This is a genomic window from Dyella sp. 2HG41-7 (assembly GCF_021390675.1).
Classification (GTDB): domain Bacteria; phylum Pseudomonadota; class Gammaproteobacteria; order Xanthomonadales; family Rhodanobacteraceae; genus Dyella_B.
In genome coordinates, this window is sequence record NZ_JAJEJV010000004.1 from 3,148,612 (window position 1) to 3,162,090 (window position 13,479).

Consider the following 13,479-nt stretch of genomic DNA (forward strand, 5'->3'; position numbering starts at 1 on the left):
GATTGCGCCTTGAACGATTCCTTACGACCGCATAGGCGTAACGGTCGCTTATGAGTAAAAATGAACGGATGCCTCGCCAAGTTACCAAATCCGCTGTTAACGAAACGTCCCAGCCCGAGCTGTTCCTGAGCCGCGAGCTGGCAACCCTCGAATTCAATTTCCGCGTGTTGGCGCAAGCGCGCGACACCCGCATTCCGCTGCTCGAACGCCTGCGTTATCTGAGCATCGTCGCCAATAACCTCGACGAATTCTTCGAGGTACGTGTGGCGATGCTTAAGCATCATCACCAGTTCGGCTCCGCCGCGCCTGGCCCTGACGGTATTCCGTCCGGCGAACTACTGGCGCGCATCCGAGAGCGCGTGCTCGATCTGGTAAGCGCCCAATACACCACGTGGCAGGACGAACTCGGCCCGGCCCTCGTCGCCGAAGACATCCACTTCCTTACGCGCAAGCAATGGACGCCGCGTCAGCGTCGATGGTTGCACGGTTATTTCGAGAATGAAGTGCTGCCGGTGTTGTCGCCGCTGGGATTGGATCCGGCGCATCCGTTTCCGCGCATTCTCAACAAGACGTTGAACATCGCGGTGGTGCTGCAGGGCCGCGACGCGTTCGGCCATGAAGGCCATATGGCGCTGGTGCGCGCGCCGCGTTCGTTGCCGCGCATCATCCGCATTCCGAACGAAGTGTGCGGCGCCGGCGATCATTACGTGTTTTTGGCGGAGCTATTGCAAGCGTTCGTCGACATGATGTTTCCCGGCTTCAAAGTCGTTGGCTCGTATCAGTTTCGCGTCACGCGCAATAGCGAGTTGATCGTCGAGGAAGAAGAAGTCGAAAACCTCGCGCGCGCGCTGGCGGAAGAACTGCATGGCCGCGGTTATGCGCGGCCGGTGCGCTTGGAGATCGGCGCCGATTGCCCGCAATCCATCGTGTCGATGTTGATCAGCAATTTCGAACTGGAAGAAACCGACGTCTACCGCTGCGACGGACCGGTCAACATCATCCGCGCCGGGCTCGTGTACGACGAACTCGAGCGCCCTACGCTGAAATTTCCACGCTTCGTGCCTACCCTGCCCGCTGCGCTCGGCAACGGCCGCAAGATGTTCGAGACGCTCAGTCAGCGCGACATCCTGCTGCATCATCCTTACGAATCGTTCGGCGCCGTGGTCGATCTTTTGCGCGAAGCCGTACAAGACCCGGAAGTGCTGGCGATCAAGCAGACGCTGTACCGCGCAGGTAAGGACACGCCGCTGGTGGATCTGCTGGTGGAAGCGGCGCGCAACGGCAAAGACGTCACCGTGGTGATCGAACTGCGCGCTCGTTTCGACGAGGAAGCGAATATCCGCCTCGCCACGCGTCTGCAAGAAGCGGGTGTACAAGTGGTTTACGGCGTAGTGGGATTCAAGACGCACGCCAAGATGATGCTGATCGTGCGACGCGAAAACGGTCATCTACGCCGCTACGTGCATTTGTCGACCGGCAACTATCACCAGACCAACAGCCGCCTCTACACCGATATCGGCCTGATGACGGCCAATCCGGAAATCGGCGAAGACCTGCACAAGATTTTCCAGCAGCTCTCGGGCCTCGGACCGGTGATCAATCTCAAGCGCCTGCTGCATTCGCCCTTCACGCTGTACAAGAGCGTGGTAGCGAAAATCGAGCGCGAAACCGCGCATGCGCGAAATGGTCGCCCCGCGCGTATCGTCGCTAAACTCAATGCGCTGAACGAAGCGCACGTCATCGAGGCGCTTTACACCGCGGCGCAAGCGGGCGTGGAGATCGATCTGATCGTGCGCGGCGCGTGCACGCTGCGGCCGGGATTGCCGGGCATCTCCGAACGCATACGCGTGCGGTCCATCGTGGGACGATTCCTCGAACACAGTCGCGTGTACTGGTTTGCGAACGACGGCGAACCGGAAATTTATTGCGCCAGTGCTGATTGGATGGAACGCAATCTGATGCGACGCATTGAAGTGGCGGTTCCGATTCTCGATCCGCAACTCGCTGCGCGCGTCTACGACGAAACGCTCGCTAATTACCTCGCGGACAATACGCTCGCCTGGATACTTCAAAGCGACGGTCAATACGTCCGTGCGACACCGGGTTCGGAAACGCCGCATTCGGCGCAGGACACGTTGCTCGCCAAGCTTTGCGACGTGCCGTTGACCAGCGTGACGTCCAAATAGCATGTCGTCGCTGCATCGATACATGCGAGAATCATCGTTAGTCCGAATCGGGAGTGCTGCGTGAGCCTCGGCGACCAGATGCAGATCAAGGATGGCGAGCTTATGGCCGCCGTCGACATCGGCTCAAACAGCTTTCACATGGTCGTCGCGCGCATGGAACACGGCGAACCCCGCGTTATCGATCGACTGCGCGAAACCGTGCGCATGGCGGCCGGCTTGCGCGCAGACGGTACGCTGGATGCAGAGCATCGTGCGCGCGCCTTGAATTGCCTGGCCCGTTTCGGTCAACGCATCGCCGGCATTCCGACCGCACGCGTGCGCGCGGTCGCCACCAATACCGTGCGCCGACTTGCGTCGCCGCAAGCCTTTCTGACAACCGCGGAAGCCGCGCTCGGCCATCCAGTGGAAGTGGTGTCGGGCCGCGAGGAAGGTCGCCTGATCTTTTTGGGCGTCTCGCACGATCTGCCGACGTCGCGCGAACCGCGCCTGGTGATCGATATCGGCGGCGGCAGTACCGAATTCATTATCGGCCGAGGCCTTGCGCCGTTGCATACGGAAAGCGTGCAGGTCGGTTGTATCGCGACCACGCAGCGTTTCTTCCCCGGCGGCAAGCTCACGCGCAAACGCTGGCAGCGCGCACGCGGCGAAATCGGCGTGCTGCTGCAGCAGTTCTCCGAGGAATATCTGGAAGCCGGCTGGACCGATGCCTTCGGATCGTCCGGCAGCGCCAAGGCGATTGGCGCCGTGGTGCAGGCGATGAAGTTTTCCGACCACGGCGTAACGCCCGCATCGCTGGCGTCCCTGCGCGACGCAGTGCTTGAGCAAGGCCAGATCGGCACGTTGAAACTGCCTGGACTGGGCGAAGAACGCGCGCCCGTATTCGCGGGCGCGGTCGTAATCTTCGAGGCGGCCTTCGCCGCGCTGGGCATCCAGCGCCTGCAAGTCTGCGAAAGTTCGATGCGCGAAGGCCTGCTTTGGGATCTGATCGGTCGCGCGGGTGGTACCGATCCGCGTACCGCGAGCATCGATGCGCTGGCCAATCGCTACGGCGTCGATCGCGCCCAGGCGCGCCGCGTGGAATCCACGGCGTTGATGCTGTTCGATCAGGTCGCTGGCAGCTGGAAGCTGGATGCGGAAGCGCGCGAATGGCTGTCGTGGTCGGCGCGCGTGCATGAGATCGGCTTGGCCATCGCGCATAGCCAATATCACCATCATGGCGCCTATATCCTGCGCAATGCGGACCTCGCCGGCTTTTCGAAGCAGGAGCAACACCTGCTTGCGTCCATCGTCCAGGCCCATCGCCGCAAGCCGGACAAAGCCATTTTCTCCGCGCTGCCGCAGCGTTATCGCCAGCTCGCCAAATACATCACCGCCCTGCTGCGCCTAGCCGTGCTGTTCCGACGCGCGCGCCGGCCGGAATCGCTTCCGCCCATGCGACTGATCGCTACCGCGCAACGCCCAAGCTTGCATTTGCCGACCCTCTGGCTGGAGCAGCACCCGCTCAGCCAGGCGGACCTTGAGCAAGAAATCACGCCGATGGCGGAACTTGGCCTGGGGCTCTCCATCGTCGCCGACTGAGCGCGGCCTTGCCGCCTGCCCGTCGTATCCGAAACCAATTCAGCAACGCTTGGCCATAAAGGGCTGCGGCCGCGTATCATGGGCGGATGTTTATGTCATGCCGCCCCTACGTCATGCCCAAGTCCTTGCTGACCGCCCTCTTTCTGCTCGTCGCGCCGCTCGCTGTCGCGCAGACGTCCAAGCCGTCCGCGCCTGCAGCCGCGCCGGCCGCAGCCAATCCGACGGTGATCGTGCATACCTCGCAAGGCGACATCACGCTGGAACTCTACGCGGACAAATCGCCCAAGAGCGTCGCGAATTTTCTGCGCTATGTGCACGAGGGTTTTTACGCGGGCACGGTTTTTCATCGCGTGATTCCGGGCTACCTCGTCCAAGGCGGCCTCTACACCAACGAATTGCAGCCGCGTCGCACGCACTCGCCCGTCGCCAGCGAAGCCGATAACGGTCTTTCCAACTTGCGCGGCACCGTCGCCGTTGCGCGCGGCGCCGATCCGAATTCGGGCACGTCGCAATTCTTTATCAATCTGGTGGACGACCGCCGTCTTGACTACGCCGGCAACCAAAGCGGCCTGACGTGGGGCTACACCGTCTTCGCCAAAGTCGTAAAAGGCATGGATGTGGTCGACAAGATCGCCGGCCTGCCCACGCACGCCCAAGGTCCTTTCGCCGCCGACGTGCCCAATCCGCTGGTGGTGATCGAAAGCGTGAACGTCGAAGGCGAAGCGGCGCCCGCCGCACCCAGCTCCACCGCAAAGCCAACCGCCTCGCACAAGTCGACATGAGCACCCTGCTCATTTCCGACCTGCATCTGGACGACAGCCGCCCGCATATCACTTCCTTGTTCGAGCAATACCTTGCCGGCGACGAAGTGCGGCATGCGGATGCGCTCTACATTCTTGGCGACTTGGTTGAAGCGTGGGTCGGCGACGACGACGATGCGGAACTCCCGCAACGCATCGCGCATGCCACGCGCGCCGTGCGCGAAGCCGGCGTGCCGGTGTATTTCATGGCCGGCAATCGCGACTTTCTGTTGGGCGAAGCCTTCGCAGAGCGTGCAGGTTTGGCGCTATTGGATGACGGCGTTGTGCACGACTTTTACAGCACGCCCACCTTGTTGATGCACGGCGACGTGCTTTGCACCGACGACGTGGCGTATCAAGCCGTGCGCCGCAGCGTTCGCACGCCGGAATGGAAGGCGCAAGTTCTGGCCATGCCGCTGGAAGCGCGCCGCGCGCTTGCCGCCAAGGCGCGCGCAGAAAGCCGTGCGCATACCAGCAGCACGCAAGAAACGATCATGGACGTCAATGCAGATGCGGTGAGCCAAGCCATGCGCGACGCCGGCGTGACGCATTTGATTCACGGACATACGCATCGACCCGCCGTCCACGCCTTTGAGCTGGACGGACGAAATGCCAAACGCATCGTGTTAGGTGATTGGTACGAACAGGGATCGGTCTTACGCGTGACGCCCGAAGCGCATCAATTGCGCATCCTGCAAAAATAGACGCGTCGTCGTTCGACTAGCTTCGTCGTGAGACGTAGCGATCGGCATTCTTTCGACAACCCCTTCAATGTCCTGCGCGCACGAGCGATGCGACGATGCGTAAATCCGACCGCAGCGCCTCCTAACCGACTGTACGAATAAGACGTCCCGCCAGAAGGCCAATTCGCCGCTTATTTCAGGCCTGTCCGATAGACCCGCATTTATCCGCGTATTTAGCATGTTGGTTAATTAACTGCATGCTAAACGCGCCGACGACCGGCCACGCGGCCATCTCATGGACGAGCTCTCCAGCATTTTTTCAGCACTCGCAGATCCGACGCGACGCACGATTCTCGCGCGCCTTGCGCACGGCGAAGCGACGGTCGGCGAGTTAGCCAGTCCTTTCGATATGTCGCTGCCGGCGGTCTCGCGTCATCTGCGCGTATTGCGCAAGGCGCGACTTATTCAACATCGCATCGATGCACAGCGTCGTGTTTGTCGTATCAACACCGAACCGCTGTTGCGGGCGGCGACGTGGATCGATGCGCACCGCCAATTCTGGGAAGGCGGTTTCGACCGCCTCGCCGAGTTTCTATCGCGAAACGACCTGTCTCAACGAAACCACCCATCATCCACGACCGATCCATCGAATTTATGACGACACATTCGCTAACACTCAACTGCATTTTCGATGCGCCAACGGAAAAACTGTATAGCGCCTTCACCAGCAAGCACGCGATCCAAAGTTGGTTCGGTCCTGAGGGCTTTACGATTCCGCATGCGGAAGTCGAGGCATGGCCGGGCGGGAACTATCGCTACGAAATGCATTCGCCGACCGGTTCGGTACATATCGTTGTCGGCAAATTTCGCGAACTCGTGCCTTACGAAAAAATTAGCTTTACGTGGTGCTGGCTGACGAACGACGTACGTGGCCAGGAATCGTTGGTCACCGTGCATTTGTCCGACCGCGCCGGACGTACAGCATTGACGCTCGGACATACCGGCTTTGCCTCCGATGAGGAGCGCAATTCGCATCAAGGCGGTTGGACATCCACGTTCGAGAGCCTTTCGCAGATGTTGGCCGGCCATCCGCAACCGGTCGAAAGTCGCATCACCGTCGTGGGCAATCCGCTCAGCACGTATGTGCGCTGGGTGCGCATGGCGTTGATCGAAAAGGGCATCTCCTATGCGCTCGACCCGCAAGAGCCGCACTCCAAAGCGGTCAAGGCGCTTAATCCGCTCGGCAAAATTCCAGCCTTCCGCGCAGGCGATTTTGTATTGGTCGAATCGTCGGCCATCCTTCGCTACATTGACGAAGCATTCCCCGGTCCGAATCTGATGCCGGATACGGCCGCCGAGCGCGCTAAGGTCGAACAATGGATCAGCAGTATCAACTGCTATTGCTACGACCCGATGATCCGCAGGTTCTTGTTGCAATTTATTTTCCCGCAGGGTCCCGAAGGTACGCCGGACCGCGAGGTCATCGACGTCGCCATCGACGAGATGAAGAAATTGCTCGCGATGATCGACAGCGCGTATGGCGCCCGCGATTTTCTTGTCGGCGACCAACTGAGTCTTGCCGATCTTGAGCTAGCGCCGCTTATCGCGTACCTCGCCGGCCATCCCGAAGGCAAAGACGTGCTCGCTCCGTTCGCCAACGTAATGCGTGGCCACGCAACGATCTCGCGCCGCGCGAGCTTCGCGCAAACCATTCCGCCCGCGTTTTGATGCGCGCGTTGGATTCGGCGAAATCCGTCGCCGTCCACTTCCCTTAAGTCTGTTATCCCAGAGAAGACATTATGAAACTCTATTGCGTTGCCGCTTCTCCCAATGCCCGCAAAGCCATCGCCGTCGCGAAAGAACTCGGCGTGCCAATGGAAATTGTTCCATTGAACGTGCCCGCCGGCCAAACCAAGACGCCCGAATACTTGGCGATCAATCCGAATGGCAAATTTCCCGCGCTCACTGATGGCGATTTCGCGCTGTGGGAATCCAACGCGATCATGAAGTATGTCGCCTCCAAAAAGCCCAATAACCTATGGCCCAGCGATGCGCGTGCGCAAGCGGATGTCGATCGCTGGCTGTTTTGGGAGTCGGCGCATCTTACGCCGGCATGCAATCCGCTGATCTTCGAGAACTTCGTCAAGTCCGCCATTTTCAATCGCGGTCCGGCCGATCTGGATGTACTGGCGAAAGCCGAGCCTGTCTTCCATCAATTTGTGCAGGTGCTCGAACAGCACTTCGGCAAACACGCTTACCTCGTGGGCGATAGCCTCACGCTCGCGGACCTCGCGGTGTTTCCTGTGATGGACTATGCGGAGATGTGCAAGTACCCAATGGCCAACTATCCGAACACGATGCGGTGGTTGAACGGCGTGCGGCAGACTTCGCTTTATGCGAACAGCAAGGCCGCGTAACTCGGCAAGCACAAAAAAAGGCCATCCGTCATGGATGGCCTTTTTCAATTGCAAAAGCGAAGAATTACTTCTTCGCGAACAGGTGCTCAACGCCCGCGCGCTCTTCGCGCAGTTCCTTCTCCGTGGCATCCATACGGCCACGCGAGAAATCGTTGATGTCCAGACCTTGCACGATTTCGTACTTGCCGCCCTTCACCGTAACCGGGTAGCCGTAGATCACGCCGGGCTTGATGCCGTAGGAACCGTCGGATGGAATACCCATCGACACCCAGTCGCCTTCCGTCGTACCCAGCGCCCACGTGCGCATATGATCGATCGCCGCAGACGCTGCGGAAGCAGCGGATGAAGCACCGCGCGCCTTAATGATGGCGGCGCCGCGCTGCTGCACGGTGGGGATGAAATCCTTCTCGTACCACGTCTGGTCGACCAGGCTGAGCGCCGGCTTGCCGCCCACCGTGGCGTGATGCAGATCCGGGTACTGCGTGGAGCTGTGATTGCCCCAGATGGTGACCTTCTTGATGTCGGTGGTGTGCTTGCCGGTTTTTTCGGCGAGCTGCGACAAAGCACGGTTGTGATCCAGACGCACCATCGCGGTGAAGCACTTCGGATCGAGATCCGGTGCGTTCTGCTGCGCGATCAGCGCATTGGTGTTGGCCGGGTTGCCCACCACCAGCACCTTCACGTCGCGCTTGGCGTGATCGTTCAGCGCCTTGCCTTGCGGTGCGAAGATCGCGCCGTTCGCTTCGAGCAGATCCTTGCGCTCCATGCCCGGGCCGCGCGGACGCGCGCCGACCAGCAGTGCGTAATCGACATCCTTGAAGGCGACGTTGACGTCGTCCGTCGCGACCACACCGGCCAGCGTCGGGAACGCGCAGTCGTTGAGTTCCATCACTACGCCTTGCAGCGCGGGCAGCGCAGGCGTGATTTCGAGCAGATGCAGAATCACCGGCTGATCCGGACCGAGCATGTCGCCGGCGGCAATACGGAACAACAGGGCGTAACCGATCTGGCCGGCTGCGCCGGTCACGGCAACACGAACGGGGGCTTTCATCGTGGCAACTCCTTCAGGTGCATAAAACGAGGCCCGCATCGTACGACACGGGCCGGTAAAGGGATCAGCTTAGTTCAGCAAAGAATTCGGTAATGCGGGCAAGACCGGGTTCCAGCTGAGCCGTGGGACAGGTATAGGAAATGCGCATGGCGCGCGGTTCGCCGAATGCCGAACCAGGCACGCAGGCGACGCCTTTCGCATTCAACAAAGCGGCGCAAAAATCGACGTCGTTTTCGATTTTCGTGCCGTTGTGACTTTTGCCGAACGCCACCGAGATATCGGGGAACGCATAGAACGCCCCCTGCGGACGCGGGCACACCACGCCGGGGATTTTGGTCAGCGCAGCGACCACGATATCGCGCTTCTGCGCAAACTCCTTGCACTTGGCCTGCGGCACATCTTGCGGACCGCTGAACGCAGCGATGGCCGCTGCCGCGACCACTTCGGGCACGCTGGTAATGTGATTGGAGTTGAGCGTGGTAACGGCTTTGGCGACCGATTCCGGCGCTGCGATCAAACCCACGCGCCAGCCCGGCATGCCGTACGTTTTCGAAATCGAATCGACGAAGATCAACCGATCGCGCAATTCCGGCCGCGCAAACACGAAGTTGTGATAACCGATACCGTCGAACACCATCGAGTTGTAGATGTCGTCGGTCACGATCCACGTATCGGGATACTTCGCCAGCACATCGCCCAACGCGGCGATTTCTTCGCGCGTATAGACCATGCCGGTGGGATTGGACGGATTGTTGAAAAGGAACACTTTCGGCTTGCGCGCGAGCGCCGTTTCCAGCTGCTGCGGCGTGAGCTTGTAGTTCTGCGCGGGGCCGCAATGCAGAACGTTGATCTTGGCGCCGACGATATCGGCGATATCGTGGTAAGTGGTCCAATACGGCGCGGCGAAACAAATCTCATCGCCGTCGTTGAGCAGCGCTTCGGCCAAGTTGTACAGCACCTGCTTTGCGCCAATACCGACGGAAAGATTCATCCGGGTGTACCCGGTAAATCCAAGCGCCTCGATATGTTTGAGAAACGCATCCAGCAGCGCCTCGGAACCGCGATTGCTGCCGTACTGGCCGCTGTCGTGCGAGAGCGATTCGCGGGCCGCGGCGTAAACATGCTCGCCAGGCAGAAAATTCGGTACGCCGATCGAGAAACTGATGATGTCGCGGCCGGCAGCCTTGAGCTGCTTGGCCTTCTCGGCAATGACCATGATCGCGCTGGGTTTGGCGCGGCCGACACGCTGGGCAAGCTGGGGCATGGCTTCCTCGGTTGGGGAACGGAGACAGCAAACTCCGCAATTTTAGCATGTGGCGGTGCGGCAACCGCGAACCCCGGCCCCTGAACGAAAAACTCCTATTGCTCCGTCACCGTCCGCTGGCATGATGCGGATGCCGCCAAAGTACTGGGCGGGGGGAAGGTCATCCGGTCAGCAGTCAAGCCACAGACGCAAGGAGTAGATGCCTATGTTCCATATCCTCTGGTCCATCATCGTGGGTTTTATCGTCGGCCTTATCGCACGCTGGATCGTGCCGGGCGCCGATCATTACGGCTTCATCATGACCACCGTGGTGGGTATCGTCGGTTCCATCATCGGCGGTTTTATCGGAACGCTGTTCAAGAAGCCCGACCCTGGCCAGAAATTCCATACGGCGGGTTTCCTGATGTCAATCGTCGGCGCGATCATCCTGTTGTACTTGCTGCGTTTTGTCGTTCATTGAGACCCGTTTTCTTTACACACAAAAAAGCACGGCAGGTCGCCCCGCCGTGCTTTTTTCATGCCTGACCTAAGCGATTAGGCGCTTCGCGCGGCAAGCAGCTTTTCAGCCAGCCCGCCCAACATGGACAGGTCGAACCCGCCACCACCGCCCGAAGGCGCTTGGCCGTCCGGCGTGAGGTGATCGACCGCATGCGGCAGCACCTGCGCGAGCTGGCCCACCAGCTGACCCGGGTCCACGCCCAGCTTGCCGGCGGCATTGTTCACCACCGAATCCAGGCCCGACTTCTGCAGCACCTGATTGAGCTGGTCGCCCGAAATCGCCTGGTTGGCGCCATTGCCAATCCAGGACTGAACTGCATCGCCCAGGCCATGCTGCTGCAAGGTGCTCGCCAATCCCTGTACGCCGCCCGCCTGCTGAATCAATTGCCCGGCCACGGACACCAGCGACGATGCGCCGCCCGCGTCGCCCTGACCGCCGCTCAACATACTGGTCAAATTGCCGAGTAAGGACATCACTGCACTCCTTTGAAGTAGGGAAGCCGAACCCCGCGATTCTATGTCCGGATTGGCTACAGGGTGGTAACAAACTCGTGAAAAAAAACCGCCATGGCGAACCATGGCGGCCTTAGGTGGAAATGTTCTAAAACGCGAATCAGCCGCGTTGGTCGAGCACCGTGTTCCATTCCTTGACGCGATCGGCCTGCGCGGCGAGCAATGCGTCCACGTCGCCTTCCAGGGTCACCTTCTCGATGGTGTCGCCTTGCTTGATCGCATTGACCACCGCCTGGTCGTCGGCGCCGACAATTTCGCCGAACACGCTGTGCTTGCCGTCCAGCCACGGCGTCGCGCCGTGCGTGATGAAGAACTGACTGCCGTTGGTGCGCGGACCGGCATTGGCCATCGACAGAATGCCGGGCTTGTCATGGCGCAGCGACGCATGGAATTCGTCTTCGAAACGATAACCTGGACCGCCGCGACCACTGCCCTCGGGGCAGCCGCCCTGGATCATGAAGTCGGCGATCACGCGATGAAACGACAAACCATCGTAATAACCGCGACGCGCCAGATTGACAAAACTCGCCACCGTCACCGGTGTTTTGTCTTCGTGCAAACGCAGATGGATCGGGCCGCGATTGGTAGTGATCGTAACTTGAATGGCCATGGATGTTCCTCGTAAAAGTTGAGCGATAACACCCGAAGCGAAGCCGAGTGCTAAGCCCATAAGGATACCCTTTAGGGCCGCTTACAGGTGAACCAAAACAGACCCTATAGCCCCCAGCATGCTCGCCTGCAGCAGCCCGGCGCCACGCGCCGTTCCTTGAGGCGTCGGCACATCCGCAGGCCAGGGCTGCCCTTCGAAAAGATGGGCCCAGAGGCGATCCAGCGCTGCGTAACCGTAGGGCAACAGCGGCAGATGGTTATTGCCAAAACCCGGCAACGCAAGGAACGCGTCGAAATGCTGGGCATACGGCACTTTCCAATACAGCGGCTGCCGACCTTCGGCGCGCAGCCAGGCAACGTAAGGCTCTGACGTGAAGACAGTAGGAAGCAGGCCGTCGTCGGCACCGTGCACCACCCACAGAGGCAGCTCTTTGCTCGGCAGCTGCGCAGCGAGCGTTCGAACCGAAGCATGCAGCGCACGCGCATCCGCGTCGTCGCCCGTCCACAACTGGCGAAGGCCTGCAATGCCTCTCCATGTCGGATCGGCGCTTTCGTCGACGCCACCGAACAAACCGATGCCGTTTCCCGGAGGAATCCCCGCCGCATCGGCCCACCAACTCGCGCGTGTCGCCTCGTCCGCGACGCCGGGTCGGCCGTTGACCATCGCGGCGTAGCGAAAACCGCAAGGCATGTCGTTCGCATCGCGACGCAAATAGGCCGATGCATACGCCACATCGATCACGCGCCACAAATCCAACGCGGTGGAAGACGCCGCCGTTGCCATCACGCGATCCGTCCAACCGGTGCTGCGCAAATGCGTGTGCGCCTCCACCGCTTTTTCTTCGACCGTCGACGATTTCAACCAACCTTGCGCGTGCAGCCTGGCGCAACGCGCCGTCCACGCCGCATGCTGCGCACCGTTCGCATCGCGTGCGAACGGCGTCGATGCGTAGCGTTGATCCATCAACGCGCACGGCAGCCACATGGCCGCCTCCGTCATGTAATCGAATGCAGCGCGTCCGTGTTGCGGCGTATGTACGTTCGGTTCGAGCGCGACGACACCGGCCAGCATGCCGCCATCGTCGAATCCCGCCGCCTGCAACACCGCACCACCGCCATTGGAAAGACCTGTCGCGATGATCTTCGTGTTTCGTGGCGTAAACGGCGCTTCGCCCGGAAACGCACGATCCAACATCGCCAAACCGAACTGCACCGCCTGCAATACATGGCGTCCCCAATCGGCCTCCGGGTTGTCGCCCGAATGCGCATGCTTGAACGCGATGCCTTCGCCTTTCGTTTCGCGCGGTTCGAATTCCAACATCGCCGTCCCGCGCTTGGCGCGTTCGCCATTCAACGCAGCGCCGCTGTCGTCGGAAAAATCGAAATAGCCGGAACCCGTTCCCTTATCCGTATACGTCACCGCGCAACCACGCGGCAAACCCCATGCACCGGCAAGCGCAATCGCGCCGTAAATACCGCGCGAACCCGACGATGCCGTCACTACCAGACAACGATGCGCATGGTCGAAATCATCCGGCACCTGCACCAACACGCGATGCGGCGCACGCGCGCTGGGAATCGTTGCAAACGCCTGATACTCCCTGCCCGGCACATCCGGCGCTGCGCCGTAGACCGTGCCGTATCCACCGAGCGGACCGAGATCGGCAATCCCTTTCCAACTCATCTGAATCGCCCGCCGACGCAATGTCTGTGCGTCCGGGTGCGCGGCGTCCGCAAATGCGACCGGCATGCCCTTCAAACCATCGAGCCCGAGTCCTGCACTAAGCAGATCGTCGCCATCGCGATGCGTGGTGACTAACACCTCGCTCTGCATGAATTCGAGTGCTTGCATGGAAACCTCTTTCGCCGTTGCTTGCGAC

At 60.5% G+C, this 13,479-nt stretch carries 13 protein-coding genes; 8 read left to right on the top strand and 5 right to left on the bottom strand.

From position 1 onward, the window contains the following. Positions 1–68: 68 nt before the first annotated feature. The 7 genes from ppk1 to L0U79_RS15585 all read left to right on the top strand — a co-directional run bounded on the left by ppk1 (position 69) and on the right by L0U79_RS15585 (position 7,664). Entirely contained in the window at positions 69–2,186 is a 2,118-nt protein-coding gene (ppk1, locus tag L0U79_RS15555; protein ID WP_233843151.1) for a polyphosphate kinase 1, read from the top strand. 60 nt (positions 2,187–2,246) lie between these two features. Further along, positions 2,247–3,764, top strand: coding sequence for a Ppx/GppA phosphatase family protein (locus L0U79_RS15560; protein ID WP_233843152.1), 1,518 nt, complete (start codon positions 2,247–2,249; stop codon positions 3,762–3,764). Positions 3,765–3,877: 113 nt separating this feature from the next. Next, the gene (locus L0U79_RS15565) at positions 3,878–4,546 is read left to right on the top strand and encodes a peptidylprolyl isomerase (RefSeq protein ID WP_233843153.1); all 669 of its coding nucleotides are present in this window, start codon (positions 3,878–3,880) and stop codon (positions 4,544–4,546) included. Beyond that, positions 4,543–5,268, top strand: coding sequence for a UDP-2,3-diacylglucosamine diphosphatase (locus L0U79_RS15570; protein WP_233843154.1), 726 nt, complete (start codon positions 4,543–4,545; stop codon positions 5,266–5,268). The genes L0U79_RS15565 and L0U79_RS15570 overlap by 4 nt, the downstream gene beginning before the upstream one ends. A 274-nt stretch (positions 5,269–5,542) precedes the next feature. Then, positions 5,543–5,905 carry a metalloregulator ArsR/SmtB family transcription factor gene (locus L0U79_RS15575; protein WP_233843155.1) on the top strand — a complete coding sequence of 121 codons (363 nt, stop codon included), beginning with the start codon at positions 5,543–5,545 and terminating at the stop codon, positions 5,903–5,905. Continuing rightward, complete coding sequence (locus tag L0U79_RS15580; protein WP_233843156.1) at positions 5,902–6,975, top strand: SRPBCC domain-containing protein; 1,074 nt, start codon at positions 5,902–5,904, stop codon at positions 6,973–6,975. The genes L0U79_RS15575 and L0U79_RS15580 overlap by 4 nt, the downstream gene beginning before the upstream one ends. 71 nt (positions 6,976–7,046) lie before the next feature. After that, positions 7,047–7,664, top strand: a complete 618-nt coding sequence (locus L0U79_RS15585) for a glutathione S-transferase family protein (protein WP_233843157.1) — start codon at positions 7,047–7,049, stop codon at positions 7,662–7,664. Between the two features lie 64 nt (positions 7,665–7,728). Here the strand turns inward: L0U79_RS15585 and L0U79_RS15590 are convergent, their stop codons facing one another. Together L0U79_RS15590 and L0U79_RS15595 are read right to left on the bottom strand one after the other, a co-directional pair. Then, positions 7,729–8,715, bottom strand: coding sequence for a malate dehydrogenase (locus tag L0U79_RS15590; RefSeq protein WP_233843158.1), 987 nt, complete (start codon positions 8,713–8,715; stop codon positions 7,729–7,731). A 64-nt stretch (positions 8,716–8,779) separates the two neighbouring features. Next, the gene (locus L0U79_RS15595) at positions 8,780–9,979 is read right to left on the bottom strand and encodes an aminotransferase class I/II-fold pyridoxal phosphate-dependent enzyme (protein WP_233843159.1); all 1,200 of its coding nucleotides are present in this window, start codon (positions 9,977–9,979) and stop codon (positions 8,780–8,782) included. 205 nt (positions 9,980–10,184) lie between these two features. Between L0U79_RS15595 and L0U79_RS15600 the strand changes: the two genes are divergently transcribed. Beyond that, on the top strand, positions 10,185–10,439 hold the full coding sequence (locus L0U79_RS15600; RefSeq protein WP_233843160.1) for a GlsB/YeaQ/YmgE family stress response membrane protein: 255 nt from the start codon (positions 10,185–10,187) through the stop codon (positions 10,437–10,439). A gap of 74 nt (positions 10,440–10,513) precedes the next feature. Here L0U79_RS15600 and L0U79_RS15605 read toward each other — a convergent pair whose 3' ends face one another. The 3 genes from L0U79_RS15605 to L0U79_RS15615 all read right to left on the bottom strand — a co-directional run bounded on the left by L0U79_RS15605 (position 10,514) and on the right by L0U79_RS15615 (position 13,451). Next, complete coding sequence (locus tag L0U79_RS15605; protein WP_233843161.1) at positions 10,514–10,951, bottom strand: YidB family protein; 438 nt, start codon at positions 10,949–10,951, stop codon at positions 10,514–10,516. Between the two features lie 139 nt (positions 10,952–11,090). Next, entirely contained in the window at positions 11,091–11,600 is a 510-nt protein-coding gene (locus tag L0U79_RS15610) for a peptidylprolyl isomerase (protein WP_233843162.1), read from the bottom strand. Positions 11,601–11,681: 81 nt separating this feature from the next. Next, entirely contained in the window at positions 11,682–13,451 is a 1,770-nt protein-coding gene (locus L0U79_RS15615; protein ID WP_233843163.1) for a D-(-)-3-hydroxybutyrate oligomer hydrolase, read from the bottom strand. Positions 13,452–13,479: the final 28 nt, after the last annotated feature.

What these genes read in the sequence shown, in the direction of transcription:
- ppk1 (WP_233843151.1), top strand. Translation starts at nt 69, where the DNA reads ATGCCTCGCCAAGTTACCAAATCCGCTGTTAACGAAACGTCCCAGCCC.
- L0U79_RS15565 (WP_233843153.1), top strand. Translation starts at nt 3,878, where the DNA reads ATGCCCAAGTCCTTGCTGACCGCCCTCTTTCTGCTCGTCGCGCCGCTC.
- L0U79_RS15570 (WP_233843154.1), top strand. Translation starts at nt 4,543, where the DNA reads ATGAGCACCCTGCTCATTTCCGACCTGCATCTGGACGACAGCCGCCCG.
- L0U79_RS15575 (WP_233843155.1), top strand. Translation starts at nt 5,543, where the DNA reads ATGGACGAGCTCTCCAGCATTTTTTCAGCACTCGCAGATCCGACGCGA.
- L0U79_RS15580 (WP_233843156.1), top strand. Translation starts at nt 5,902, where the DNA reads ATGACGACACATTCGCTAACACTCAACTGCATTTTCGATGCGCCAACG.
- L0U79_RS15585 (WP_233843157.1), top strand. Translation starts at nt 7,047, where the DNA reads ATGAAACTCTATTGCGTTGCCGCTTCTCCCAATGCCCGCAAAGCCATC.
- L0U79_RS15590 (WP_233843158.1), bottom strand. Translation starts at nt 8,715, where the DNA reads ATGAAAGCCCCCGTTCGTGTTGCCGTGACCGGCGCAGCCGGCCAGATC.
- L0U79_RS15595 (WP_233843159.1), bottom strand. Translation starts at nt 9,979, where the DNA reads ATGCCCCAGCTTGCCCAGCGTGTCGGCCGCGCCAAACCCAGCGCGATC.
- L0U79_RS15600 (WP_233843160.1), top strand. Translation starts at nt 10,185, where the DNA reads ATGTTCCATATCCTCTGGTCCATCATCGTGGGTTTTATCGTCGGCCTT.
- L0U79_RS15605 (WP_233843161.1), bottom strand. Translation starts at nt 10,951, where the DNA reads ATGTCCTTACTCGGCAATTTGACCAGTATGTTGAGCGGCGGTCAGGGC.
- L0U79_RS15610 (WP_233843162.1), bottom strand. Translation starts at nt 11,600, where the DNA reads ATGGCCATTCAAGTTACGATCACTACCAATCGCGGCCCGATCCATCTG.
- L0U79_RS15615 (WP_233843163.1), bottom strand. Translation starts at nt 13,451, where the DNA reads ATGCAAGCACTCGAATTCATGCAGAGCGAGGTGTTAGTCACCACGCAT.